This is a genomic window from Tepidiforma sp., from assembly GCF_034433535.1.
Lineage (GTDB): Bacteria > Chloroflexota > Dehalococcoidia > Tepidiformales > Tepidiformaceae > Tepidiforma.
Map to the genome: position 1 here is coordinate 1 of NZ_DAOUAO010000005.1, position 23,555 is coordinate 23,555.

General features: G+C 69.0%; 23 protein-coding genes. 14 read left to right on the top strand and 9 right to left on the bottom strand.

Going from position 1 to position 23,555, the window contains the following annotated elements; translation table 11 throughout:
• The 5 genes from VAE46_RS00225 to pepN form a co-directional block, all read right to left on the bottom strand.
• The coding region (locus tag VAE46_RS00225; protein ID WP_322794937.1) for an enoyl-CoA hydratase-related protein at positions 1-314 on the bottom strand (314 nt) is incomplete at its 3' end.
• A 5-nt stretch (positions 315-319) separates the two neighbouring features.
• The gene (gene menH, locus VAE46_RS00230; RefSeq protein WP_322794885.1) at positions 320-1,156 is read right to left on the bottom strand and encodes a 2-succinyl-6-hydroxy-2,4-cyclohexadiene-1-carboxylate synthase; all 837 of its coding nucleotides are present in this window, start codon (positions 1,154-1,156) and stop codon (positions 320-322) included.
• A complete protein-coding gene (gene menD / locus VAE46_RS00235) occupies positions 1,153-2,871 on the bottom strand; it encodes a 2-succinyl-5-enolpyruvyl-6-hydroxy-3-cyclohexene-1-carboxylic-acid synthase (protein ID WP_322794886.1) in 1,719 nt (572 codons plus the stop codon). The genes menH and menD overlap by 4 nt, the downstream gene beginning before the upstream one ends.
• Positions 2,868-4,154 (bottom strand): isochorismate synthase, encoded by a 1,287-nt coding sequence (locus tag VAE46_RS00240; protein ID WP_322794887.1) that lies wholly within the window; start codon positions 4,152-4,154, stop codon positions 2,868-2,870. Before VAE46_RS00240 ends, menD begins: the two co-directional genes overlap by 4 nt.
• Positions 4,155-4,238: 84 nt before the next feature.
• On the bottom strand, positions 4,239-6,788 hold the full coding sequence (gene pepN, locus VAE46_RS00245; RefSeq protein WP_322794888.1) for an aminopeptidase N: 2,550 nt from the start codon (positions 6,786-6,788) through the stop codon (positions 4,239-4,241).
• Positions 6,789-6,935: 147 nt separating this feature from the next.
• Between pepN and VAE46_RS00250 the strand changes: the two genes are divergently transcribed.
• The 10 genes from VAE46_RS00250 to VAE46_RS00295 all read left to right on the top strand — a co-directional run bounded on the left by VAE46_RS00250 (position 6,936) and on the right by VAE46_RS00295 (position 15,970).
• A complete protein-coding gene (locus VAE46_RS00250) occupies positions 6,936-7,751 on the top strand; it encodes a nuclear transport factor 2 family protein (RefSeq protein WP_322794889.1) in 816 nt (271 codons plus the stop codon).
• A 50-nt stretch (positions 7,752-7,801) separates the two neighbouring features.
• A complete protein-coding gene (gene ilvC, locus VAE46_RS00255; protein WP_322794890.1) occupies positions 7,802-8,803 on the top strand; it encodes a ketol-acid reductoisomerase in 1,002 nt (333 codons plus the stop codon).
• Between the two features lie 40 nt (positions 8,804-8,843).
• Positions 8,844-9,494, top strand: coding sequence for a trimeric intracellular cation channel family protein (locus VAE46_RS00260; protein ID WP_322794891.1), 651 nt, complete (start codon positions 8,844-8,846; stop codon positions 9,492-9,494).
• Positions 9,495-9,609: 115 nt separating this feature from the next.
• Positions 9,610-11,139 (top strand): ribonuclease Y, encoded by a 1,530-nt coding sequence (rny, locus tag VAE46_RS00265; RefSeq protein WP_322794892.1) that lies wholly within the window; start codon positions 9,610-9,612, stop codon positions 11,137-11,139.
• 4 nt (positions 11,140-11,143) lie between these two features.
• On the top strand, positions 11,144-11,914 hold the full coding sequence (locus VAE46_RS00270; RefSeq protein ID WP_322794893.1) for a TIGR00282 family metallophosphoesterase: 771 nt from the start codon (positions 11,144-11,146) through the stop codon (positions 11,912-11,914).
• A complete protein-coding gene (locus VAE46_RS00275; protein ID WP_322794894.1) occupies positions 11,914-12,774 on the top strand; it encodes a PHP domain-containing protein in 861 nt (286 codons plus the stop codon). The genes VAE46_RS00270 and VAE46_RS00275 overlap by 1 nt, the downstream gene beginning before the upstream one ends.
• Positions 12,771-13,208 carry a 3-hydroxyacyl-ACP dehydratase FabZ gene (gene fabZ, locus VAE46_RS00280; protein ID WP_322794895.1) on the top strand — a complete coding sequence of 146 codons (438 nt, stop codon included), beginning with the start codon at positions 12,771-12,773 and terminating at the stop codon, positions 13,206-13,208. The genes VAE46_RS00275 and fabZ overlap by 4 nt, the downstream gene beginning before the upstream one ends.
• A gap of 79 nt (positions 13,209-13,287) precedes the next feature.
• A complete protein-coding gene (prfA, locus tag VAE46_RS00285) occupies positions 13,288-14,364 on the top strand; it encodes a peptide chain release factor 1 (protein ID WP_322794896.1) in 1,077 nt (358 codons plus the stop codon).
• On the top strand, positions 14,361-15,182 hold the full coding sequence (gene prmC, locus VAE46_RS00290) for a peptide chain release factor N(5)-glutamine methyltransferase (RefSeq protein WP_322794897.1): 822 nt from the start codon (positions 14,361-14,363) through the stop codon (positions 15,180-15,182). The genes prfA and prmC overlap by 4 nt, the downstream gene beginning before the upstream one ends.
• The gene (locus VAE46_RS00295) at positions 15,173-15,970 is read left to right on the top strand and encodes an HAD family hydrolase (protein WP_322794898.1); all 798 of its coding nucleotides are present in this window, start codon (positions 15,173-15,175) and stop codon (positions 15,968-15,970) included. The genes prmC and VAE46_RS00295 overlap by 10 nt, the downstream gene beginning before the upstream one ends.
• Here the strand turns inward: VAE46_RS00295 and VAE46_RS00300 are convergent.
• Both VAE46_RS00300 and VAE46_RS00305 read right to left on the bottom strand, forming a co-directional pair.
• On the bottom strand, positions 15,967-16,560 hold the full coding sequence (locus VAE46_RS00300) for a hypothetical protein (RefSeq protein WP_322794899.1): 594 nt from the start codon (positions 16,558-16,560) through the stop codon (positions 15,967-15,969). The genes VAE46_RS00295 and VAE46_RS00300 overlap by 4 nt on opposite strands.
• Entirely contained in the window at positions 16,541-17,701 is a 1,161-nt protein-coding gene (locus VAE46_RS00305; RefSeq protein WP_416223919.1) for a GuaB3 family IMP dehydrogenase-related protein, read from the bottom strand. Before VAE46_RS00305 ends, VAE46_RS00300 begins: the two co-directional genes overlap by 20 nt.
• Positions 17,702-17,907: 206 nt before the next feature.
• Between VAE46_RS00305 and rsmI the strand changes: the two genes are divergently transcribed.
• From rsmI to VAE46_RS00325, 4 genes are all read left to right on the top strand, one after another.
• Positions 17,908-18,741 (top strand): 16S rRNA (cytidine(1402)-2'-O)-methyltransferase, encoded by an 834-nt coding sequence (rsmI, locus tag VAE46_RS00310; protein WP_322794901.1) that lies wholly within the window; start codon positions 17,908-17,910, stop codon positions 18,739-18,741.
• Positions 18,742-18,804: 63 nt separating this feature from the next.
• Positions 18,805-20,454, top strand: a complete 1,650-nt coding sequence (gene metG, locus VAE46_RS00315) for a methionine--tRNA ligase (protein ID WP_322794902.1) — start codon at positions 18,805-18,807, stop codon at positions 20,452-20,454.
• A complete protein-coding gene (locus VAE46_RS00320; RefSeq protein WP_322794903.1) occupies positions 20,451-21,272 on the top strand; it encodes a TatD family hydrolase in 822 nt (273 codons plus the stop codon). The genes metG and VAE46_RS00320 overlap by 4 nt, the downstream gene beginning before the upstream one ends.
• A complete protein-coding gene (locus tag VAE46_RS00325) occupies positions 21,269-22,246 on the top strand; it encodes a polyprenyl synthetase family protein (protein ID WP_322794904.1) in 978 nt (325 codons plus the stop codon). Before VAE46_RS00320 ends, VAE46_RS00325 begins: the two co-directional genes overlap by 4 nt.
• 18 nt (positions 22,247-22,264) lie before the next feature.
• Here the strand turns inward: VAE46_RS00325 and VAE46_RS00330 are convergent, their stop codons facing one another.
• Positions 22,265-22,705: a zinc ribbon domain-containing protein gene (locus VAE46_RS00330; protein ID WP_322794905.1), complete on the bottom strand. Its 441-nt coding sequence runs from the start codon at positions 22,703-22,705 to the stop codon at positions 22,265-22,267.
• 81 nt (positions 22,706-22,786) lie between these two features.
• Positions 22,787-23,554 carry a DNA repair protein RecO gene (recO, locus tag VAE46_RS00335; protein WP_322794906.1) on the bottom strand — a complete coding sequence of 256 codons (768 nt, stop codon included), beginning with the start codon at positions 23,552-23,554 and terminating at the stop codon, positions 22,787-22,789.
• Position 23,555 lies beyond the last annotated feature (1 nt).

Genomic DNA, 23,555 nt, shown 5'->3' on the forward strand with positions numbered 1-23,555 from the left:
TTCGGGATGGAGCGGATGAGCTTGTGAAGGTCGGTGACGTTGAGCCGCGGCACATTGTCGTCGCCGACGTAGCCGCCGTGGCCGCGGACACGCTGGTCGCCGCCCGAGCAGAAGGCCCGGCCGCCTTCGCCCGTGAAGAGGATCACGCCAACCTCGGAGTCCTCGCGTGCATGCGAGAAGGCGTCAATGAGTTCGAAGGTGGTCTTGGGGCGGAAGGCGTTGTGGACTTCGGGCCGGTTGATGCTGATGCGGGCGATGCCCTCGGCCTTCTGGTAGAGGATGTCGTCGTATTCGCGGACGGTCTGCCACTGCAGGGTGCTCACGCGGGTGCCTCCATGGGATGATGCTGGTGGAGAAATTCGGCGACGAGCCGGGCGGCCGCGGCGGGTGCTTCGAGCTGGGCAGCATGTCCCGCGCCCGGGACCGAAGCAAACCGTCCGTTCGGGGCCGCCTCGGCCATCTGACGGGCAATGGCAAGGTACTTCGAATCGAGCGCGCCGGCGAGGGCGAGGAAGGGCATCGGCAGGGAGCGCAGGGCATCGTGGTAGTCGGGCTGGGCGCCGGTGCCCATACCGCGCAGGCTGTTGGCCAGTCCGATGGGGCGATTGCGCAGCCGGGCGGCACGCAGGGCGGCTCGAACGTCGGCCGGGAGGCGGGACTGGCTCTCCCACAGGGGCAGTGACTCCCAGTAGTCGACGAACGCTTCGATGCCTTCTGACAGGATGCGGTCGGCGAGAGCCTCGTCTGCGGCGATGCGCTGCTCGCGTTCGGCAGCGGTGGGCAGCCCGGGCGAAGCGCCGATGGTCACGAGCGCTGTCACCGCGCCGGGGTCGGTGACGGTGACGGCAATGGCGGTTCGGCCGCCCATCGAGTACCCGAGCCAGGCCGCCGCAGGCGCACCGGCGCGGCGGGCAGCGGCCAGGAGGTCACGGGCCGCAATTGGCATGCGGTAGCGGTCCAACGCCTCGGGAGCATCGGAATGGCCGTGCCCCACGATGTCGATGGCGATGCAGCGAAATTCCTCGCCGAGGAGCCGGCCGAATTCGCCCCAGCCGTCGGCCGAGCCAGTGAAGCCGTGCAGCAGGACCAGCGGCGGCCCCGAGCCCCAGCTTTCGACGTTCAGGGAGAACCCCTGGGCGATCTCGTAGCGGGTCATCGCTCGAGAACCTCGCTGGCGGCGGCGACGGCGGCATCCCAGGCCCGCTGGTGCAGGGCAACGTTCAGCCGGCGGTCGGTGCGGAGCTCGAGCACGGCGGGCGCCGGGCTGTCGCACCAGCGGGCCAGCGCGCGCTCGAAGGTCGGCCAGTCGACCGCGCAAGTGTACTCGAGGTCGAACAGGCGGGCGGCGTGGCGGAAGTCGAGGTTGGGCGGAGTCGCGAACCAGCGTTCGAACGAGCGGTCGTGCGCGACCTGGGGCAGGTAGTGAAAGATGCCGCCGCCGTTGTTGTTGACCACGATGGCGAGAAGCGGCAGGTGATGCTCGCGGACCGCCCAGAGGGCGTTGGTATCGTGGTGGAACGAGACATCGCCGACGACCACGACGGTCGGTGACCCGGACGCTGCCGCCCCGGCCGCCGACGACATGACGCCATCGATCCCGTTCGCGCCGCGGTTGGCGGTGATCGTCGCGGGTGCCGAACGCACCCCGAAAAAGTTCTCGAGGTCACGAACGGGCATGCTGTTGCCCGCGACGACGGTGGCGCCAGCGGGCAGCAATTCCCGCAACAGGGCAAAGACGCGCCCTTCGAACAGGTCATCGGTTGCGGCGGCGGTGTCGAGGGCGTTGCGGGCGGCGCGGTCAGCCGACGCCCAGGCGGCGCGCCAGCCGGGCTCGGCGCGAGGGAGGCCGGCACAGGCCAGCGCCTCCGCAACGACAGCGGGGTCGCCGACCAGGACCACTGGCGAGAGCCCGTTTGGTTCGCGGTAGCCGCCTGGCCGGTCCACGACCACGTGGAGCGCGGCAGGCAACGCCGCGAGCAGCTGGTTCAGGGTCTTCGACGTGGGGGCGGCACCAAAGCGAAGCACGAAATCGGGTTCGCCCACGCGGGCGCCGCGCAGCCAGGCGTCGAAGGCATCGAGCACGGGGGCGTCCCGCTCGACGCCGGCACGAAGTCCGCTGAGCGGGTCGGCCAGCAGCGGCGCGTCGAGCGCCTCCGCCAGCGCGAGCAAGGGGTCAACCGGCAGGCCTCCCGTTTCCGGCCCGGCGATGATGAGGGGGCGGCGCGCCGCGGCAGCGAGGGCTGCAACCCGCTCCAGCGCTGCGGAGTCGGGTTCGTAGCGCGGCCTGGAGCAGGCACCCATGCGGGGCTCCCATGGCCCCGGGTGCTCGGCCGGCGGCTCGATGAGCGGCTCATCGAAGGGCACATTCACCTGGACCGGCCCGGGAAGCGCCTCGAGGCTGGCGCGCGCGGCACGACGCCCGGCAGCGGTGAACGCCTGAGCCGCCGCGAGCGATGGCACCGGGAGGTCGACCGACCAGCGCACCTGCCGGCCGAAGAAGTGGACCTGGTCGATGGTCTGGGCCGCGCCGACATCGCGGAGGCGGGGCGGCCGATCGGCGGTGAGGGCGATGACAGGAACTCGCGAGAGGTTGGCTTCGACGATGGCCGGCGCGAGGTTGGCAACTGCGGTGCCGGAGGTGCAGGCGATCGCGACCGGCTCGCCCAGCGCACGGGCTAAGCCAAGCGCAAAAAAGCCGGCGGAGCGCTCATCGAGGATGAGCCAAGGGCGCACCTGCGACTGGTCGGCGAGCGCGAACACCAGCGGGGTCGAGCGGCTGCCCGGGGTGACCACCGCATGACGCACGCCTTCGAGGGCCAGGCCTTCAATCAGAGCCCGCGCGCAGAGTGTGTTGGCCCGGGCGGTGTTCACCGCGTCATGACCCCCCGGAGGGCGTCGAGCTTGGTTTCGATTTCATCGAGCTCGGCGGCGGGGTCGGAATCGGCGACGATGCCAGCCCCGGCGTACAGGCGGGCCACGTTGCCGCCGACGAGTGCGCTGCGGAGCGCGACGTAGAACTCGCCGTCCCCGTTCGCATCGACCCAGCCGATGGGCCCCGCGTACCAGCCGCGATCCATGGCCTCGAGGCGGCGGATGGCGTCGAGCGCCTCCGCGCGGGGCCAGCCGCCGACCGCCGGGGTGGGGTGGAGCCGCTCGACGACGTCCAGGATTGTCCGGCCCGGGACGAGCCGGGCGGAGATGGGCGTCGAAAGGTGCTGGATGTTGGCCAGCTTCATTACGCGGGGCGTTTCCGGGTACTGGAGGTCGGTGGCAAGCCCGGCGAGATCGCCCCGGATGGCATCGAGCACGAGCTGGTGCTCCCAGCGCTCCTTTGGGCTCGCGAGGAGTTCGTTGGCGAGCCGCTCATCCTCGTCGGGCGTCGCACCGCGGCGGCGGGAGCCCGCCAGTGAGAAGAGGTCGAGCTTACCCTGGTGGACGAGCGCGAGGGGCTCCGGGGTCGCTCCCAGCCAGGCAAGGCCGCCGGCGCGGATGCTAAAGATGCAGCAGGTGGGAAACGCAGCACCGAGACGGGCGAGGATAAACGATGGTCGCAGGCCGCCGGTGGGGACGAGTCGACAGCCCGCCAGGACGGCCTTCTGGTAGCGACCCTCGCGGATTTCGCCCACCGCAGCCATGATGGCCTGTTCGAGGTGCGCAGCGTCCGTGCAGGGCCCGAGGCCGAGGTCGGCGCCAGGGACGGCGGCAGGGAAATCCCCCGCGCAGGCGATCCCGGACCAGCTTTCGCCGCAGCGAAGCAGGGTGATCGCCGGGATGATGACCTGGTAGCTGCCGAGCGGCTCCCAGGCCGGGTCAAGGCGGGGCGCTCCGGGGTCGAAGGCCGCCACGGCAAAGACACGGGGCGCGAACGGCAACTCCGCCGCCGCGGCGGCGAGGTTTTCGAGGAGCGGGGCCACCTGTTCCCGCAGCGCCGCGATCCCGTCGCCACGCTGACCGATGACGCGGACCGCGGTCCCGAGCCCGAACACCTGCACGTCGGCGGCCGGGCGCTCCCAGGTCACGGTCGCGTGCTCGCGGAGCCAGAGCTCACCCCGAGCCCGGTACCACTCGACGGTGGCCGCTGAAAGCGGGTTCACGGTCAATCCCCGGGCAATGCGGCCGGGCGCGACGACAGGTGAGATCGTGTTGGTTGACATCGCGGGGTCCTGCCCACCCTGGACGAGGGCGCTGAACCTAGACTAGGCGGCGGAGGAGTTAGGCGCTGTGGGTGGGCTCACCCGTCAGGAGCCGCGCCCGCCTGCGGCGAAATCGCGGCAGCGGAGCGCCCGCTGCGTGTCGTCGATGAACTCGCGGACCACGCGGGAAAGGAGCACGTGGTCGGGCTCGGCGGCCAGGACCTCCTCGGCACGGCGGATCGTCTCCGGCTCGACGCGGTAGCCCGGGGCCAGGTTGCGGAAGAAGTCGGTGGCGAACTCCTTGTCGCGTTCCCGGAAGACCGGCACGACCGCGGCGAAGAAACGGTCGACGTAAGGCTCCAGCAGCTCGCGCTGGTGCCGCCAGTTGAAGCCGGACATCGCCGCGCCGGTGAGGTAGAGCGAGCCGTAGCCCTCGCCGAGGATGCGTTCCCAGGCTGCGGATTTGACGGCCGGGTCGGGGGCCGAGACTTCAGCGCGGAGCTTCGCGCGGACGCCGCGGTCGGAGAGGTCGCGGGCAGACTCGGCGGCGAGCCGCTCCGAAGCGCCGGGGAGGCCGTAGGCGACGGCCTTCGTGACGATGCTCCAGCGCATCTCCTGGTCGAGTTCGAACCCGGGGATGACGTCCTCCCCGTCGAGCAGGCGAAGGAGGGCGGAGACGTCCTCGGAGTGGGCAGCGGCACCGATGAGCGCCCGGGCCCACAGCTTTTGCAGGTCACCCGGCGGGGCAGCGCGCAGGGCGGTATCCGCGGTGCGGAAGAAGGCGCGCGCCTCATCGACGATGCGCTCTTCCGGCACGTAGCGCCCGATGGCGCCGAGGGCGTTGGCGGTGATGGACTCAACGAGCTCGGGATGCCCCTCGAGCGGGGCCTTCGCACGGACGAGTTCGAGGTAGCGGAGGGAGGAGAGCTGCTGGTCGCGGACCATGTTCCAGAGCGACGCCCAGAGCTGCAGCCGCAGGAGCGTGTCGTCAACCCGCTCGAGGTGGCGCTGGATGTAGTCGAGCGAGGCCGGGTCGAGCGCGACCTTGCAGTAGCCATGGTCGCCGTAGTTCGGGAAGACGAAGTCGGGCCGTGGGAGCCCTTCGGCCTCGGGGATGGTCGCTTCGGGCCCGTCGATCGAAGCGGGGACGACGGTGACGCGCAGCGCCCCGTCATCTTCGCGCGCAAGTCCGATATCCAGCCGGTGCGGGCGGAGGTACGGGTACTCCGCCGGTGCGGATTGGCGCAACCGGAAGCGCGAGATGCGGTCGCCGTCGGCGTCCCAGTCGGCCGCGATGGTGTTGAGCGAGGGTGTTTCGAGCCAGAGTTCGGCCCAGCGCCTGAGCGACATGCCGCTGCCGTGCTCGAGCGCGGCGAGGAAATCAGCCAGCGTGGCGTTGCCGTACGCGTGGCGGCGGAAATACTCGCGCATGCCCTCGCGGAAGCCGTCCATGCCGATGGCCGCGACCAGCTGCTTGAGCACGGACGCGCCCTTGCCGTAGGTGATGCCATCGAAGTTGAGGAACGTCTGGTCCGTGTCCTCGACGCGGCCGGCGATCGGGTGGGTGGTCACCAGCTGATCCTGCCGGTAGGCCCAGTTCTTGATCGACGAGGCGAAATCGAGCCAGCCGCTATCGAAACGGGTCGCCCGCTCCATGCAGAGGTAGGACATGTAGGTCGCGAAACTCTCGTTCAGCCAGAGGTCGTTCCACCAGCGCATGGTGACGAGGTCGCCGAACCACATGTGCGCCATTTCATGGAGGATGACCTCCGCCCGGCTGCGGCGCTGGTTCGTGGTCGGTGGGTCGCGGAAGACCATGTACTCGTTGTGGGTGACGCAGGCGACGTTCTCCATCGCCCCTGAGTTGAACTCGGGCACGAAGGCCTGGTCGTACTTCCCGAAGGGGTAGGGGACAGCGAAGAAGTCGGCGTAGAAGTCGAGGCCCTGCTTCGAGACTTCGAAGATCTCCTCGGCATCGAGGTACCGCGCGAGGGAGCGGCGGCAGTAGAGGCCGAGGTCGATATCGCCGTGCCGGTCGCGGACGACATGGTACGGCCCGGCGACGAGCGCGAAGAGGTAGGTGCTGAAGGGCTTTGTCGGCTGGAAGTCCCAGCGGCGGCGGTCCCCGGCGGGCGTGACCGCGGCGGGGGCGGTGTTGTGGATGAGCTCCCAGCCAGCCGGCGCGGTCACTGAGAGGGTGTAGGTGCCCTTGATGTCGGGCTGGTCGAACTGCGGGAAGAGGCGATGGCTCTCGTAGGGCTCGAAGTTGGTATAGAGGTACTCTTCGCCGTCTTCGGGGTCGATGAACTGGTGAAAGCCGTCGCCTTCGTGGTCGTACTCGTTTTCGTAGGCGATGCGGACGGTGTTCGATGGGGCGAGCGCCTCCCCGGGGAGCCAGAGGCGGTAGCCGTTCCAGCGCGGTTCGAGCCGCGCGCCGTTGACCTCCAGGGACTCGATGGACCTGCCGCGGAAGTCGAGGATGAGGTCGCCCGAACCGGTGTCCTCGAACTTCAGGGTGGCGACACCGCGATAGGTGGGTGCGCCGCGCTGGAGGTCGAGTTCGATGCGGTAGCTGCACGATGTGACGCGGGCTGCGCGGGCCTCGGCCTCGGATTGCGTCAGGTTGTCGCGTGCTGCTGCGGTGGGTGTGGTCACGATGCGCTCCGTTGGATGCGGCGGGTCCGAGCCCGACCGGTTGGTTGAAGGGTAGCCGACGCCGGGGCGAGACGCCTTCCGGCGTTGCTACCCCGCATTCGTGAACCGCGGTACAATCCCGGCGACCTTACCGCCCAGGACGCAGCCATGTCCCATATCCCCGCGGTCAACGCGCTGATCACCGCCATCAACTTCGACCGCTTCGCCGAGATCGAGGCCCGACACCGGCCGGACGCGGAGTTCTGGTCGTTCCGGGGGCCGACCCTGCGCGATGCGGTGGCGATCGCGGACTGGCACCGCGAGTTCCTGCGGGACTACCAGGACTGCAACTATGCCGAGCTCGAGTACATCGAGGAGGGCAATACGGTCGCGGTACGGACGACCATCGAAGCGAAAGGGTACGACTGGCGGCCGTTCACTCAGCGCGCGGTGGAGGTCTTCGAGTTCGACAGCGAAGAGAGCGAAGAGGTGGCCCGCCGGCGGCTGTACGCCACGCTGCGGGACATCACCCTCGACAAGCCGGCGACGGCGGCGCTCAACGATGCTCTGGGCTACCGCGGCGGCTCTGCCTCGCAGACGCGGCAGGTGGTGCAGGCCTTCTACAACGCGCTCCTCGCCGGCGACCGTGAGACGGCAGCCGCCCAGCTGACCGCGAAGGCGACCGTCATCGACGGCGTCTACGGCGTGGCAACGGGCCCGGAGAACGTGCTCGGGCTGCTCGCCTCGATCCCGATGCCGGCGTTCGGGAAGCTGCGGGTGACGAACCTCCTCTGCGGTGACCACATGGCGCTGGTCGAGCTGGCGATTGACCCTGCCCGGCCGCGCTTCGCCGACTGGGTGCGGCTCGTGGATGGGAAGATCCAGGTGATCGAGGGGTACGCGATGCTCCGCGAGCTGGGCATCAACCCGTTCGAGAACTACGCGCAGGACCGTCACCGGCGCCAGGTCATCCTGCCCGCCTGAACCGCCCGGGCGGCGCGCCGCCAACCATTTCCACAGCGAGGGGTATCCGCATGGCCACCATGTATTATGACAAGGATGCCGATCTCGGCCTGCTTTCGGGCCGGAAGATCGCGATCATCGGCTTCGGCTCGCAGGGGCACGCACACGCGCTGAACCTGCGCGACAGCGGCTGCGATGTCATCGTTGGGCTCTACCCGGGGTCGAAGTCGCGCGAGGCCGCAGAGGCGCAGGGGTTGCGGGTGCTGAGCGTGGAGGAGGCGGCGCGCGAGGCCGACATCATCATGATCCTGGCGCCGGACCAGGTGCAGAAGCAGATCTACCAGGCGGGCATCGAGCCGAACCTCGCCGAGGGCAAGATGCTGATGTTCGCCCACGGCTTCAACATCCATTTCCAGCAGATCCAGCCGCCGCCGTTCGTTGACGTGACGATGATCGCGCCGAAGGGGCCGGGGCACCTGGTGCGGCGGGTGTTCACCGAGGGCGGCGGTGTGCCCTGCCTCGTGGCGGTGCACCAGGACGCGAGCGAGATGGCCCTCCAGCTCGCGCTGGCCTACGCGAAGGGGATCGGTGGCACCCGCGCCGGGGTGCTGGAGACCACCTTCCGCGAGGAAACGGAAACCGACCTCTTTGGCGAGCAGGTCATCCTCTGCGGCGGGCTTTCGGCGCTGATCAAGGCAGCCTACGAGACGCTGGTCGAGGCCGGGTACCAGCCGGAGAGCGCGTTCTTCGAGACGATGCACGAACTGAAGCTGATCGTGGACCTCATCTATGAGGGCGGCCTTTCGCGGATGCGGTACTCGATCAGCGACACGGCGGAGTACGGCGATTACACCCGCGGCCCGCGCATCATCACCGACCAGACGCGGGCCGAGATGAAGAAAATCCTGCGGGAGATCCAGACCGGGCAGTTCGCGAAGGAGTTCATCCTCGAAAACATGGCCGGCCGGCCGCACTTCCTTGCGACCCGGCGGCTCGAGGCCGAGCACCCGGTCGAGAAGGTCGGCGCCGAGATGCGCGCCATGATGAGCTGGCTGAACCGCCCGAAGAACTAGTCCCGGGCGGACGGGGGCTTCGCCCCGGCCGGGAGGCGAGATGGACCTCGACAGCAGCGACCTGGTGGGCGTGCTGGACCGGGCCGGGATTGTGGCTTTCGCCTTCTCCGGGGTGCAGGTCGGGGTGCGGCGCCATCTCGACCTCTTCGGCCTGCTGGTGATGGGGGTGGTCACGGCCACGGGGGGCGGGGTCATTCGTGACGCCATCCTCGACCGGATGCCGCTGGTGCTGGCGAATCCCGACTACCTCGCCTGGGCGGCCGGAGGCTCGGCCGCGGCCATCCTCCTGATCTGGCGCCGGGCACGGTACCCGCGGTTCGTGCTGGCCATCGCCGAAGCGGGCGGGCTCGGGGCCTTCGCCACCGCGGGGGCGCTGGCGGCCATCGGTGCCGGCCTCGGCTGGAGCGGCGTCATGCTGATGGCGATCGTGACCGCGGTCGGAGGGGGCGTCATCCGCGACCTGCTCGCCGACCGGGTGCCGTTCGTGCTGCACAGCGAGGTCAACGCCACGGCGGCCGCGCTCGGCGGGCTGGCGACGTGGGCGGCGTATGACGTTTCGAACGGGGCGGCCACCCTGCTCGGGCTGGGGGTCACGGCGATGGTCCGCGTGGCCGGCGTGGCCTTCGATTTGCACCTGCCGCACCCCGGCGAGGGGGCAGCGGCCCGGGGGGAGCGGCCGCGCCAGCGGTGAGGCGCGCGATTCCGTTTTGGCGCTGCCGGGCGTACGATGGTGGTGTCTGGTACGTCACACGACGCCACCGGTGCTGTATCCGTGTCATCACCGATGACCGCCCTGGAGAGATTCAATGCTGGCGATAACCGCGATTATCGTCGGCCTCGTTGGATTGCTGGTCGGAGCGGGCGCAGGGTTGGCGTATCGCCGCCGCGTCACCGCCACTTCGCTGGAAGAGGCAGAAAAGCAGGCCAGCCGGATTCTTGCTGAGGCCGAAACCAAGCAAAAGGAGCTGCTGCTCGCCGCCAAGGAAGAGACGCTCGCGCTGCGGAACCAGCTCGAGGCCGAGCTCAAGGAGCGCCGCGCCGAGGCCACCCGCGTCGAGCAGCGGCTGGCGCAGAAGGAAGAGAATCTCGACCGCAAGCTCGAGGCGCTGGAGCGGCGCGAGCAGGCCCTGCGGGCACGCGAGGAGCAGGTCGAACGGCTTCGCGCCGAGGCGGAGGAGCTGCGCCAGAAGCAGGCGACCGAACTGGAGCGGGTCGCGAACCTGACGGTCGAAGAGGCGCGGCAGCAGCTGCTCGCGGCCGTCGAGGTGGAGATCCGCGAAGAAGCCTCGCGGCGGGTACGCGAGATGGAGAAAGAGGTCGAGACGACGGCCGCCCAGCGCGCGCGCAAGATCCTCGCCACGGCCATCCAGCGCTACGCCTCGGAAGTCACGGCCGAGACGACCGTTTCCGTGGTGCCGATCCCGAGCGACGACATGAAGGGCCGCATCATCGGCCGCGAAGGCCGCAATATTCGCGCGATCGAGGCGGCAACGGGCGTGGACCTGATCATCGACGACACGCCCGACGCCGTGACGGTCAGCGCGTTCGACCCGGTTCGCCGGGAGATCGCCCGCCAGGCGCTGACGATGCTGGTCCAGGATGGGCGCATCCACCCGACCCGCATCGAGGAGGCGGTGAACCGCGCGCGCCGCGACGTTGAGGCCACCATGATGGAGGCGGCGGAAGCGGCAGCCGTCGAGGCCGGCGTGCTCAACCTGCACCCGGAAGTGCTGAAGATCTTCGGCCGCCTGCGGTACCGCACGAGCTACGGCCAGAACGTGATGCGCCACTCGGTGGAAACCGCCCACATCGCGGCGATGATCGCGCGCGAAATTGGGGCGGATGTGGAAGTCGCCCGCGCGGGCGGGTTCCTGCACGACCTCGGCAAGGCCGTGGACCACGAGGTCGAAGGCACCCATGCGCTCATCGGCGCGGAGATTGCGCGCCGCTACAAGGTCAAGGAGGCGATCGCCCACTGCATCGAGGCGCACCACGAGGAGGTCGAGCCGCGGACGGTCGAGGCGATTATCGTCATGATGGCCGACGCGATCTCGGGCGGCCGGCCGGGCGCGCGCCGGGAATCGCTCGAGGCGTACATCAAGCGGCTCGAGACCCTCGAGAACATCGCCAAGAGCTACAAGGGCGTGGAATCGGCGTTCGCCATCCAGGCCGGGCGCGAGGTGCGGGTGATCGTCAAGCCCGAGCTGGTCGATGACCTTGAGGCGATGCGGATCGCCCGGGACGTCAGCCAGAAGATCGAAGAGACGATGGAGTATCCCGGCCAGATCAAGGTGACGGTGGTGCGGGAGACGCGCGCGACCGAGTACGCGCGGTAGCGGCATGCGGCTCCTGTTCCTCGGGGACATCGTCGGGAGCGTTGGCCGCGAAGCTGTCGTGCGGGCTGTGCCGGCGCTACGGGAGGATCTGGGCCTCGATTACGTCGTTGCGAACGGGGAGAACTGCTCGGGCGGGAAGGGCCTGATTCCCCGGCACGCCGACGAGCTGTTCGCGGCGGGGGTCGATGTCATCACCGGCGGGAACCACACCTTCCAGCACCGCGATTTCTACCCGTACCTCGAATCATGCCCGGCCGTTACGCGGCCGCTGAACTACCCGCCCGGGGCGCCCGGGCGCGGGGTCGCGGAGTGCGGCGAGCTCATCGTGATCAACCTCATCGGGCGGTCGTTTATGCCGGCCGAGTACGACGACCCGTTCCGGGCGGTGGACGCCGCCCTGGCCGAGCTGCCGCGCAACCGCTTCATTGTGGTCGACATGCATGCGGAGGCGACCAGCGAGAAGCAGGCGATGGGGTGGCACCTGGACGGGCGGGTGACGCTGGTCGTCGGCACCCACACGCACGTGCCGACAGCCGACCAGCGGCTGCTGCGCCACGGCACGGCCTACTGCACCGACGCCGGGATGTGCGGGGCACGGGATTCTGTTATTGGCGACGATATCCAGGCGGTGCTTTCGCGCTTCCTGACCCAGCTGCCGACACGGCTGCGCCCGGCGGAGGAGGGGCCGGCGGTCATCAACGGCGTGCTGGTCGAGGCGGACCCGGTCACGCGCCGGGCAGTTTCTATCACGAGGATCGACAGGGAGGTGGATTGATGGCGATTGGCGATTTTCACCTGCACTCCACTGCCTCGGACGGGGTGCAGCGGCCGACGTGGGTGGTCGAGCGGGCCGCCGCCAACGGGGTTCGTGTGCTGGCACTGACCGACCATGACACGACGGAGGGGCTGCCGGAGGCGGCAGCGGCTGCCGCCCGGCTGGGATTGCGGCTCATCCCCGGGGTTGAGGTGAGCACCGACCTTGGCCCGGCGGATGTCCACCTGCTCGGCTTCGGCTTCGACCCCGAGGCCAGGGAGCTGCAGGAGTTCTTCCGCTGGCAGCGGGAGGGACGGCGTACCCGGGTCGAGAAAATCGTCAGCATCCTGCGGGAGCACGGGATGGTGATCGAAACGCAGCGGGTGCTCGAAATTGCCGGGGAGGCCACGGTGGGGCGGCCGCACGTCGCCCGCGCCCTGGTGGAGAAGGGGTACGTGGCGAGCGTGAAGGAGGCGTTCGACCTCTGGCTGGGCAACGGCAAACCGGCCGATGTCAACCGGGAGAAGCTCAGCCCGGAAGATGCCATCGCGATGGTCCACCGGCACGGCGGAGTCGTCGTCATCGCCCACCCGGTGTTCATCGGCGGGGAGTACGTCGAGACGGTCCGCCAGCTGACGGCCTGGGGCGCCGACGGGCTCGAGACCTACTACAAGCACTACGGACCGGAGCTGGTGACGGCCCACGAGGCTCTCGCCGGTGAGCTCGGGCTTGCCCGCTCGGGCGGGAGCGACTATCACGGGCTGGGGAATCCCGACGACCGGGACATCGGCGATATCCCGTTCCCGGACGAGCGGGTCGAGGAGTTCGTTCGATTCCTGGAGGACCGGTGCGCGGTCCCGGAGTATGGGGTGAAGCGATGACGATCGAAGCCGACGAAATCGAACGGATCATCCCGCACCGGTATCCCTTCCTGCTGGTGGACCGGATCGTGGAGATCGAGGAGGGCCGGCGGGGCGTCGGCATCAAGAACGCGACCGCCAACGAGTGGTTCTTCGAGGGCCACTTCCCGGGGCGGAAGATTATGCCCGGCGTGCTCATCGTGGAGGCGCTGGCGCAGGTCGCAGCGGTCACGCTCCTGCGCGGGGTCGATGCGGGCGGGAAGGTGCCGCTGTTCGGCGGCATCGAACAGCTTCGGTTCCGCCGCCCCGTTGTGCCGGGGGACCAGCTTCGGCTGGAGTTCGAACTTGAGAAGATGCGGGGGCCGGTGGGCAAGGGACACGTGCGGGCGACGGTGGACGGGCAGGTCGCGGCGGAAGGGAGCATCACGTTCGCGCTGGCAGACCCGTCAGCCTGAGGGCGAAGCGGTGGTATACTGAGGGCGAAGGCTTCTCCCAACGGTCCGCCCGGTGCGGGCCGTTCTTGTGTGACGTTCCATGGACGAATCGGTACTGGCGCAGCTCGAGCGTGTGACGGCTCGGTTCGATGAGCTGACGGCCGAAATGGGTCGGCCGGAGGTAGCGGCTGACTTCGAGCTGGTCAGCCGGCTGGCGAAGGAGCGCGCTGAGATCGAACCGCTGGTCGAGACCTTCCGCCAGTACCGCGACGCGGTGAAGGCTGCCGACGACGCACGGGCGCTGCTCGGCGAGGCGGACCCGGAGATGCGCGAACTCGCGGAGGCCGAACTCGAAGCGGCCGAGGAGCGCGCGAAGGAGCTCACGGAGCGGCTGCGGCGCATGCTCCTGCCGAAGGACCCGCGGGACAGCCGCAACGTCATCGTGGAGATTCGGGCAGGGGCCGGCGGCGAGGAGGCGGCGCTGTTCGCGCATGAATTGTTCCGGATGTACCAGCGCTACGCCGAGCGGAAAGGCTGGCAGACCGAGGTGCTGAGCGCGTCGGAATCGGAGAAGGGCGGCTTCAAGGAAGTCGTGTTCGAAGTTCGCGGCGAAGGGGCTTATTCGCGGCTGAAGTACGAAAGCGGCGTCCACCGGGTGCAGCGCGTGCCGGAAACGGAGGCCCAGGGCCGCATCCACACCTCGACGGCGACGGTGGCCGTGTTGCCCGAGGCGGAAGAGGTGGATGTCGATATCGACGAAAAGGACCTGCGGGTCGACATCTTTCACAGCTCTGGTGCGGGCGGGCAAAACGTGAACAAGGTCGCCACCGCCGTCCGCATTACGCACATCCCGACCGGCATCGTGGTGGTCTGCCAGGACGAGCGGTCGCAGCTGAAGAACCGGATCAAGGCGATGACCCACCTGCGCTCGCGGCTGTATGACATCGAGCAGCAGAAGCAGACCGCCGAACTGACCGCGAGCCGGCGGAGCCAGGTGGGCACGGGCGACCGCAGCGAGAAGATCCGGACTTACAACTTTCCGCAGGACCGCATCACCGACCACCGCATTGGGCTGACGGTCCACAACATCGCGGACCGGCTGGACGGGAACCTCGACGACATCATCGACGCGGTGGCGACGGCTGACGAGGCGGCCCGACTCGAAGCGATGGTATGAACGCGCGGGAGGTTGCGGCGGCGGCCACGGCGCGCCTCAAGGCCGCGGGGCTGGCTGACGCGCAGTTCGAAGCCGAGGTGCTGGCCCGGGAAGCGGCAGGCATCTCGCGGGCGGCCTACTTCGCCGGTGCGGTACTGGATGGCCCCGCGCGCGAACGGCTCTCCGCCTGGGTGGCGCGTCGGGAACAACGGGAGCCGCTGGCCTATATCACGGGCTACCGCGAGTTCTACGGTCGCCGCTTCGCGGTCGGGCCGGGCGCGCTTATCCCGCGTCCGGAGACGGAACTGCTCGTCGAGGTAACCCTGCGAGAGATACGCCAGGGCGGTACGCGCGCGGTGCTCGAGGTCGGCACCGGGACGGGGGCCGTGGCTGTCTCCATTGCGGCGGAGGAGCCGAACGCCCGTGTGATCGCCACCGAGGTGAGCCGCGAGGCACTGCGCTACGCCCGGCTGAACGCTGCTGCGCATGCACCGCAGGTGCAGCTGGTGCTCGGCGACCTCGCTGCCGGGGTTCGCAGGGCCGATGTCGTGGTCGCCAACCTGCCCTACATCCCCAGCGGCGAAATCGACGCGCTCGAGCCGGAAGTGAGCCGCTGGGAGCCCCGGGTGGCGCTCGATGGCGGCGACGACGGCCTTTCGCTCATCCGGGCCCTCATCGCTGATTGCGCCCGCCGCCTCCGGCCGCGCCTGCTGGCGCTGGAGGTGGGCTTCGGGCAGGCGGCTGCCGTGGCCGCACTGGGCGAGGCAGAAGGCGCGACGGCTTCGGTGATGAACGACCTGGCCGGCATCGAGCGGGTGGTGTGCCTGCGGTGGGGGTGAAGCTCGTCGCGCTCGATATTGACGGGACGGTCATCCCGCCCGGCAACGGGTCCGGCGACCATGACCCGCCGCTGGCAATTCGCGAGGCTGTCCGGGACCTCACCGCCTCGGGGGTCGCCGTGGTGCTCGCCAGCGGTCGGATGTTCCCGGGGACACTCCGGGTGGTGCGGGCGCTGCACCTGGTCACGCCGATGGTCTGCCAGCAGGGGTGTTCAGTGCACCGGCTTGACGGGTCCATGCTGCACGAATTCCCGATCCCCCGACAGCTGGCGCTCGAGATTGTCGACTATGCGCGTTCGATAGGCTGCGACTACGAGTGGTTCAACCCGCTGCGCTACCTGGCGAGCCGGGAATCGGAGGCGACGCGCCGGTACGGCGAGGTGAGCGGCATCGTGCCCGAGTACCGCCCGGACCCGGAGCATTCGGGGGTGGTCCCCACCGGCGTTGGCATCATCTCGGATGACGAGGAAGCGCGGGCCATCCATCGCCACCTGGCGGCTGCCTACGCCGATCGCCTCCACGTGCTCGATTTTCCTGAGGTGACGGTCGCCGTTGCGCCCGAGGCGAACAAGGGCCATGCGCTCTCGCTGATCTGCAGCGACCTGGGCATCGACCGCCACGAGGTAGTCGCGGTTGGCGACAGCGTGAACGATGCGGCGATGCTCGCGTGGGCAGGGCTCGGGGCGGCGATGGCGCACGCCGATTCGTATGCCCGCGACGCCGCGGACCTGGTGCTCGAGCCGGGCGCGGATGCGCTGGCCAAGTTCCTGCGGGGACTGGCGCGCTAGCTGGGATCGATGCGGTGCCAGATGCGCATCAGCACCAGGCCGATGCCAAACACGACGAGCAGCACGACGCCCACGGGAAGGATGGTGCCGCGCAGGTCGATGCCGGCGCCCGACTGGCCTTGCTGCGCGGGAACGGCGTACTGGCCGGTGAGGGAGCGCACCTGCGAGACCACTTCCGCCTCGGGAGCTGCGGGGAGGCCCTCATCGAGGCGGGTGGCGCGGCCGTCGCGAAGTGCGAATGCCGCACCGGCCGCCGGCCAGTGGGCGCCGGCGGCATCCACATCCAGGAAGAGGAGATAGCGCTCGCCCGGCTTGAGCGGCGCCGGGCCGCACGCGGGGTCGGGAGGCGTCTCGCCCAGGCGAACTGGTTCCCGGGAGGCCGTGCCGCGCAGGAAGCCTTCGGGCTCAATCACCAGCGAGTCACCGTCGGCCGCGGCGGTGCCGATGAGGATGAGCGGCGGGAGCGCGGCAGGGTCGAGCCGGGCCGGGTCGATTTCGGCGCAAGCGCCATTCGCGCCCGCCCCGTGAGCCGGGACGAGCGCGAGGGAAGCGACGAACAGGAGCAGGAGGTTAGCCGTTCGCCTGTGCAAACTGGTAAATCTTGCCCTCGGTTTTGATCGCGGGGGCGATGACCATCTCGGCTTTCTGGAACTCTTTGATGGTGCGAGCCCCGCACATGCCCATGGCCGTGCGGAGGGCGCCGACGAGATTTTCGGTGCCGTCGGTCCGGCTGGTGGGGCCGAAGAGCAGCTTCTGCAGGGTGGTGTTGACGCCCACGGCAACCCGGGTGCCGCGCGGCAGGTGGGCGTGCGGGGTGGCCATGCCCCAGTGGTAGCCGCGGCCCGGGGCTTCGGTGGTCGCCGCGAAGGGGGACCCCATCATGACGCCGTCGGCGCCGGCTGCGAAGCACTTGCAGACATCGCCGCCGGTGCGAATGCCGCCGTCGGTGATGATCGGCACGTAGCGGCCCGACTCCTGGAAGTAGTAGTCGCGGGCGGCGGCGCAGTCGATCGTCGCGGTCACCTGCGGCACACCGATGCCGAGGACCTCGCGGCTGGTGCAGGCCGCGCCCGGGCCGACACCGACCAGCACGGCGGCGACGCCGGTGCGCATGAGCTCGAGGGTCGCCTCGAAGCCGACGGTGTTGCCGACCACCACCGGGATGTGGATTTCCTTGAGGAGCTTTTCGAAGCGGAGGCCCTCGACGCTGTTCGATTCGTGGCGGGCGGTCGTGACGGTGCTCTGGACCACGAGGATATCGGCGCCGGCTTCCTGGATGAGGGGCGCCCAGCGCTTGGTGTTCATCGGCGTCACCGAGACGGCCGCAACGGCGCCGCCGGCCTTGATCTCCTGCACCCTGCGGGCGATGAGGTCCTCACGGATGGGCTGCTGGTAGGCGTGCTGGAGGAGCGCCGTGGCCTCATCGCGGCTGACCGAAGCGACCTCCTGCAGAATGGCGCCGGGGTCGTCGTACTTGGTCCAGACGCCTTCGAGGTTGAGGACCGCGAGGCCGCCGGCGCGGTGCATGGCGATGGCGAACGAGGGATCGACGACCGCATCCATCGCCGATGCGATGAACGGGATGTCGAAGTGGTGCGGGCCGATATCGAGACCGAGCTGGGTGAGTTCCGGGTTGATGGTGACCGTGCCTGGCACAATCGCCACTTCATCGAAGCCGTACGCGCGACGGAGCTGCTTGAATGTGGGGAGGGGCCGCCCATCCTCGCTCAACGGGACGTGGCCGCGCTCCGGCTCATCGGAGGCGGCAGAGGAAAGGTTCAGTACGGTACTCAATTCAGCGCAATCCCGGGGCTAGAATTGCGGCCTGGCGCGGCCGCTGCAGTTCATTCGAGTGTAGGAGGGGCGGCCTGCCGTGGTCAACACAAATTCGTTTCGGGGCAGTGGCTTATGTGCAATACCTCCGATTGGCGGGTTCGATGACGACCTGGCATCCCGGCCTGTACGTGGCGGCGACGCCCATTGGGAACCTCGACGACCTGACGCCCAGGGTGGGAGAGGCCCTGCGCCAGGCGGTGCTCGTGGCCGCTGAGGACACGCGCGTCACCGGGCTGCTCCTGCGCCGGGCCGGGGGTTCGGCACGGATGGTTAGCCTGACGGAGCACAATGTCGACTCGCGAATCCCGGAAGTGCTGGCCGCGGCACGGGAGGGTGTGGCGGTGCTCGCATCTGACGCCGGCACGCCCGGCGTCTCGGACCCCGGCGCGCGGCTGGTGGCGGCGGCCCACAGGGAAGGGGTGCGGGTGGTGCCGTTGCCGGGCCCCTCCGCACTGTCGGCGGCGATTTCGGTGGCCGGGTTCGATGCAGTCGAAGCGGTGTTCGTCGGATTTCTGCCGCGGCAGCGTTCGGCGCGGCAGGCGGCGCTCCGGGCAGCTGCGGGACCCGCGCGGATGGTGGTGGCGTTTGAATCGCCGAACCGCGTCGGAGCCCTCCTTTCCGATATCGCCGAAGCGCTGCAGGACCCGGAGGTGGTGGTCTGCCGGGAGCTGACGAAGCTGCACGAGGAGGTAGTACGCGGGCGAGCGCTCGAGCTTGCCAACCGCTTCGGCCAAACTCGCGGCGAGGTGACGCTGGTCATTGGCCCGACTGCGGCGGCATCGAGCGAAGCGGGCAGCGGCGGGGCGCGGGAACTGATCGCCGCCTTCCGGCGGGCCGGGGCGAAGCGTGCGGCCGCCGCGGCCGAGGTTGCGCGCCTCACCGGGGCGCCGCGCAACGAGGTCTACGAACTCTGGGAAGCACTGGCTGAAGGATAGGGCGGGGCTTCGAAAGCCGGGCGTGTGCTAGCATTGGAACAGTTTTCGCTTCCCGGGTGACCCGTGGCTGACCGCATCCTCGTCTGCGTAGCGTGGCCCTACGCGAACTACCTCCTGCACGTCGGGCAGGCGGCCGGGGCGTACCTCCCGGCGGATATCTTCGCCCGCTACCACCGCCTCAAAGGGAACGAAGTGTTGATGGTCTCGGGGTCGGATTGCCACGGGACGCCGATTACGGTGACCGCCGACCGGGAGGGCATCACCCCGCGCGAAGTGGTTGACCGCTACCACCCGAAAATCCTCGAGGTGTGGCAGCGATTCGGCATTTCGTTCGACCTGTACACCTCGACGCTGACGGAGAACCACTACGCCGTCACGCAGGATGTGTTCCTCCGCCTGCTGGAGAAGGGATACCTCTACCAGCGGACCGAGGAGTACCTCTACGACCCCGAGGTGGAGCGCTTCCTGCCCGACCGGTATGTGGAGGGCATCTGTCCGTACTGCGGCTACACCGAGGCCCGGGGCGACCAGTGCGACAACTGCGGCAAGACGCTCGACGCAACCGAGCTGAAGGACGCCCGGAGCAAGCTGAGCGGCGCGCGGCCCGTGCTGCGGCCGTCGGAGCACTTCTTCCTGAAGCTCTCGGCGTTCGAAGCGCCCCTGCGCGAGTGGGCATCGAAGCAGGGCCACTGGCGCCGGAATGTCCAGAACTTCACGCTGGGCATGCTCAACGAGGGCCTCAAGGACCGCGCCATCACGCGCGACATCTCATGGGGCGTGCCGGTCCCGATCGAGGGGTACGAGGACAAGCGCATTTATGTCTGGTTCGACGCGGTCATCGGCTACCTCTCGGCGAGCAAGGAGTGGGCGGCTGCGCACGGTGAGCCGGACGCGTGGCGCCGGTTCTGGGAAGACCCGGAAACGCGGTCGTACTACTTCATCGGGAAGGACAACATCCCCTTCCACACGATCATCTGGCCGGCCATGCTGCTCGGCTACGGCGGACTCAACCTCCCGTACGACGTCCCGGCCAACCAGTACGTCAACTTTTCGGCCGGACAGAAGCAGAGCAAGTCGAAGGGCACGGGCACCTGGATGCTCGACCTGCTGGATACGTATGACGCCGACGTCATTCGGTTCTACCTCACGCAGATCATGCCGGAGACGAACGACAGCGTGTTCAGCGAGGATGAGCTCATCCGGGCCAACAACGATGTGCTCATCGCGACCTGGGGCAACCTTGCGAACCGCGTGATTTCCATGCTGCACCGCAACTTCGCGGGCGAGGTGCCGGCACTCGCCGGCCTATCGCCGGAGAGCGCCGCGCTGACGGCAGAAGCGGAAGCGATGTTCGACGCGGTTGGCGGCGAGTTCGAGCGGTGCCACTTCCGCGGGGCGCTCCAGCTGGCGCTCCAGCTGGCCCAATCGGCGAACAAGTACCTGGACGAACGCGCGCCGTGGAAGGCGGTGAAGGACGACCGCGAGCATGCCGCGGAGACGCTCGCGACGGCGCTGAACGCGATCAACGCCCTCAAGACGCTCCTGCACCCGGTCCTGCCGTTTTCGACCGAGCGGCTGCACCAGGACCTGGGCCTGGGCGGCACGCTGCGGGATGCCGGCTGGCAGTTCCGGGCGGTCCCGGCGGGCACGAAGCTCGGGCAGCCGCGGCCGCTCTACACGAAGATCGAAGCGCGGGACGCGGCAGGGACGTGACGCCGGTGCTCATCGATACGCACGCCCACCTCCAGGACCCGAAGATCATTGCGGACTTCGATGTGGTAATGGCCCGGGCGGAGGCGGCTGGCATCGGGATGGTGGTGGTGCCCGGGTACGACCTCCCCTCGAGCCGGGCGGCGGTGGAGCTGGCGCAGCGGCGCCCGGGCAGCATCTTTGCTGCAGTGGGGATTCACCCGCACGAAGCCAACAGCGTGGGTGCGGAAGAGCTCGAGGAGCTGGCGGCGCTGGCACGCGCAGGGCAGGTGGTGGCCATCGGCGAGCTCGGGCTGGATTTCTACCGTGACTGGGCACGGCCTGAGGCACAGCTTCGGCTGCTCGAAGGGCAGCTGGAACTGGCGCTGCAGGCGGGCCTGCCGGTTTCGGTGCATTCGCGCGGGGCGGAGGACGCGATCCACGAGCCGCTCGCAGCATTCGCCCGGCGGGCCCGGGCGGCGGGAATCGCATGTCCCGGGGTGATGCACTGCTTCGGCGGCACACTGGAGCAGGCGCTGCGGTATGTCGAGCTCGGCTTCGCCGTATCGATTGCCGGCCCGGTGACCTATCCGAAGAACGATGTGGCGCGGCGGCTCGCGGCCGGGTTGCCAGCGCGCTCACTTGTGATCGAAACGGACAGCCCGTACCTTCCTCCTCAGGGGATGCGCGGGAAACGGAACGAACCGGCGCTCATCGTGGACACCGCCCGCACGGTCGCGAGTTGCCGCGGCATCACCTTCGACGAATTGGCGGAGCTGACATCCGAGAACGCACGGCGGCTGTTTCGGCTGCCGCGGCCGATTGAGGCGGGGAGTCGATGACGAGTGTGCAGGTGACGTCGCTGTACGGCCCGGTGGCGGAGGACATGGTCCTCGTCGAGGACCTGCTGGAATCGACCAAGAACGTGGACCTGCCGCCGCTCAAGCGCATGCTGGACCACGCGCTGGAGGCGCGCGGCAAGCGACTGCGGCCGGCACTGGTGCTGCTGGCAGGCCACCTCGGCGACTACAACCTGAACCGGCTGGTCCCGCTCGGCGCCGCCATCGAGCTGCTCCACACCGCGAGCCTGGTGCACGACGACGTCGTCGACGGGGCGACCAGCCGGCGCGGCCGCCCGACCGCGAACGCCGTCTTCGATAACGCCCTCACCGTCCTGCTGGGTGACTACATGTTCGCCAACGCGGCGGAAATGGTGACGCGCACGGGGAGCCTGGCGGTCACGCGGCTGTTCGCCCTGGCGCTCATGAAGATGACGAGCGGCGAGCTGGACCAAGACGCGGCCGCGTTCGATGCCGGCAAGGATGTTCAGCACTACCTGTGGCGCATCGGCGGCAAGACGGCGGCGCTGTTCGCCAACGCCACCGAAGGCGGAGCCATGCTGGGTAACTGCGACGAGCGAACCATCGAGGCGCTGCGCACCTACGGCTACAGCTTCGGCATGGCGTTCCAGATCGTCGATGATGTGCTGGACTACATCGGCGACGAGGCGTTGCTGGGCAAGCCGGTGGGGAGCGACCTGCTCGAGGGGACCATCACGCTGCCCGGGCTGCTCTTTCTCGAGCGCTACCCGAAAGACAACCCCATCCGGCGCTTCATCCTTGCCCGGCGCGACCGGGAGGCCCGCCTGCGGGAGGCGCTCGAGGCGGTGCGGAATTCGGAGTGCATCGAAGACTCGATGGCGATGGCGCGCGACTACATCCGCCGGGCACAGGAAGCGATCGCGTTCCTGCCCGAGTCGGAGGCCAAGCGCTGCCTTATCGACCTGTCCGAGTACGTGCTCACCCGGCAGAGCTAGGCCGCCACGCAGCGGCTCCTAGAGTCCCCGCGGGGTGCCTTTGCGGACGACCCGCCCCTGTTCGACAACCTGCGTGACTTCCTCGGGCTTGATTTCGTTGCCGTAGAGGTCGACGAGCTCGTGTTTTGCGGCGAGCTCTTTCATGTCGCGCAGCTCTTCTTTTTCGCCCTTGGTCTTACGGCGCTTGGGCTGCGGCTTGTTGACCTCGGGGTGCTCGTTCGGGCGGGCGCTTGTCACCAGGCGATTGACCTTCTTGCCGAGGTGCCAGTACTTGCCGTCATCGGGGATGCGCCGGGGGTAGCCGTCGCGGAAGGTGAAGGCCGCGAAGGAGGTCGGCATGATGCGGCGGGCATCCTTGTAGCAGACCGGGCAGGGGACCGGCTCGGACGCTTCGCGCATGGGGCGCAGCTCTTCGAAGATGCCGTTGCAGGGTTCGCAGTAGTACTCGTAAAGGGGCATGGCGTCTCGCTTCCCGTGGCGAAGGTTGGCAGGTTCGGAACGTGTTCCTGATTGTACACGCTGCCGCCCGGGCCGTTGGATTCATGCCGGCGGTGAGGACAGGGCTTCGAGGAACCCGCGGGAGCGCGGGGCGATATCGAAGGCAGCGTGCAGGGCATCGGCAAGGACCGCCGCGCAGGTATCGAGGGTGGCCGGGTCGGCGCGGAGGGCGGCGAACTCGTCGATCGGGGCGCGCCGCGCGAACCGAAGCACCTTTTGCGTGCGCAGGGAGACGATGCGGCCGCTCGCGTCAATTCGGCACTGGCGGCACAGGAGGCCTCCGGCGGCGGGAGCATAGAAGCCGTCCTCCTCGGGCAGGTCGGCACCACAGGAGGCGCAGTCGGCGAGCTGAAGTTCGAAGCCCGATACAGCAAGAACGTGCAGCTCGACCCAGCGAACGATGAGTGCCGGCGCTTCACCGGCATCGAGGGCGTGCAGCGCGCGGAGGAGCAGGCGGTACAGCTCGGGGTGGGGCGTCCCGGGCACAATGACCCGCTCGGCGACTTCGCAGAGGTAGAGCGCTGCCGCGAGGTGGTCGAGGCTGGCCTTGAGGTCGAGGAACGGCTCGAGGGTTTCCGCCTGGGTGACGACCTCGAGGGACTGGCCGTGGGCGAGGAGGAACCGGCTGCGGGTGACCGGTTCGACGTGCCCGCGCATCTTGGACTGGGGCTTGCGGACACCCTTCACAACGGCCTCGATGCGCCCGTGGGCGGGCGCGAGCAGGGTGAGGATGGCGTCGGCGTCGTTGAGGTAGCGCCGCCTGAGGACGATGGCCTCGGTCGTGAGCGTGCGGGGCGGACGGCCCGGCATC

Bases quoted from the DNA above. Each gene is read 5' to 3' on its own strand.
- fabZ (WP_322794895.1), top strand. From the start codon at position 12,771: ATGACGATCGAAGCCGACGAAATCGAACGGATCATCCCGCACCGGTAT.
- rsmI (WP_322794901.1), top strand. From the start codon at position 17,908: ATGACGACCTGGCATCCCGGCCTGTACGTGGCGGCGACGCCCATTGGG.
- menH (WP_322794885.1), bottom strand. From the start codon at position 1,156: ATGACCCGCTACGAGATCGCCCAGGGGTTCTCCCTGAACGTCGAAAGC.
- VAE46_RS00240 (WP_322794887.1), bottom strand. From the start codon at position 4,154: ATGTCAACCAACACGATCTCACCTGTCGTCGCGCCCGGCCGCATTGCC.
- prmC (WP_322794897.1), top strand. From the start codon at position 14,361: ATGAACGCGCGGGAGGTTGCGGCGGCGGCCACGGCGCGCCTCAAGGCC.
- ilvC (WP_322794890.1), top strand. From the start codon at position 7,802: ATGGCCACCATGTATTATGACAAGGATGCCGATCTCGGCCTGCTTTCG.
- VAE46_RS00330 (WP_322794905.1), bottom strand. From the start codon at position 22,705: ATGCCCCTTTACGAGTACTACTGCGAACCCTGCAACGGCATCTTCGAA.
- VAE46_RS00325 (WP_322794904.1), top strand. From the start codon at position 21,269: ATGACGAGTGTGCAGGTGACGTCGCTGTACGGCCCGGTGGCGGAGGAC.
- VAE46_RS00270 (WP_322794893.1), top strand. From the start codon at position 11,144: ATGCGGCTCCTGTTCCTCGGGGACATCGTCGGGAGCGTTGGCCGCGAA.
- prfA (WP_322794896.1), top strand. From the start codon at position 13,288: ATGGACGAATCGGTACTGGCGCAGCTCGAGCGTGTGACGGCTCGGTTC.
- rny (WP_322794892.1), top strand. From the start codon at position 9,610: ATGCTGGCGATAACCGCGATTATCGTCGGCCTCGTTGGATTGCTGGTC.
- VAE46_RS00275 (WP_322794894.1), top strand. From the start codon at position 11,914: ATGGCGATTGGCGATTTTCACCTGCACTCCACTGCCTCGGACGGGGTG.
- VAE46_RS00260 (WP_322794891.1), top strand. From the start codon at position 8,844: ATGGACCTCGACAGCAGCGACCTGGTGGGCGTGCTGGACCGGGCCGGG.
- VAE46_RS00250 (WP_322794889.1), top strand. From the start codon at position 6,936: ATGTCCCATATCCCCGCGGTCAACGCGCTGATCACCGCCATCAACTTC.
- recO (WP_322794906.1), bottom strand. From the start codon at position 23,554: ATGCCGGGCCGTCCGCCCCGCACGCTCACGACCGAGGCCATCGTCCTC.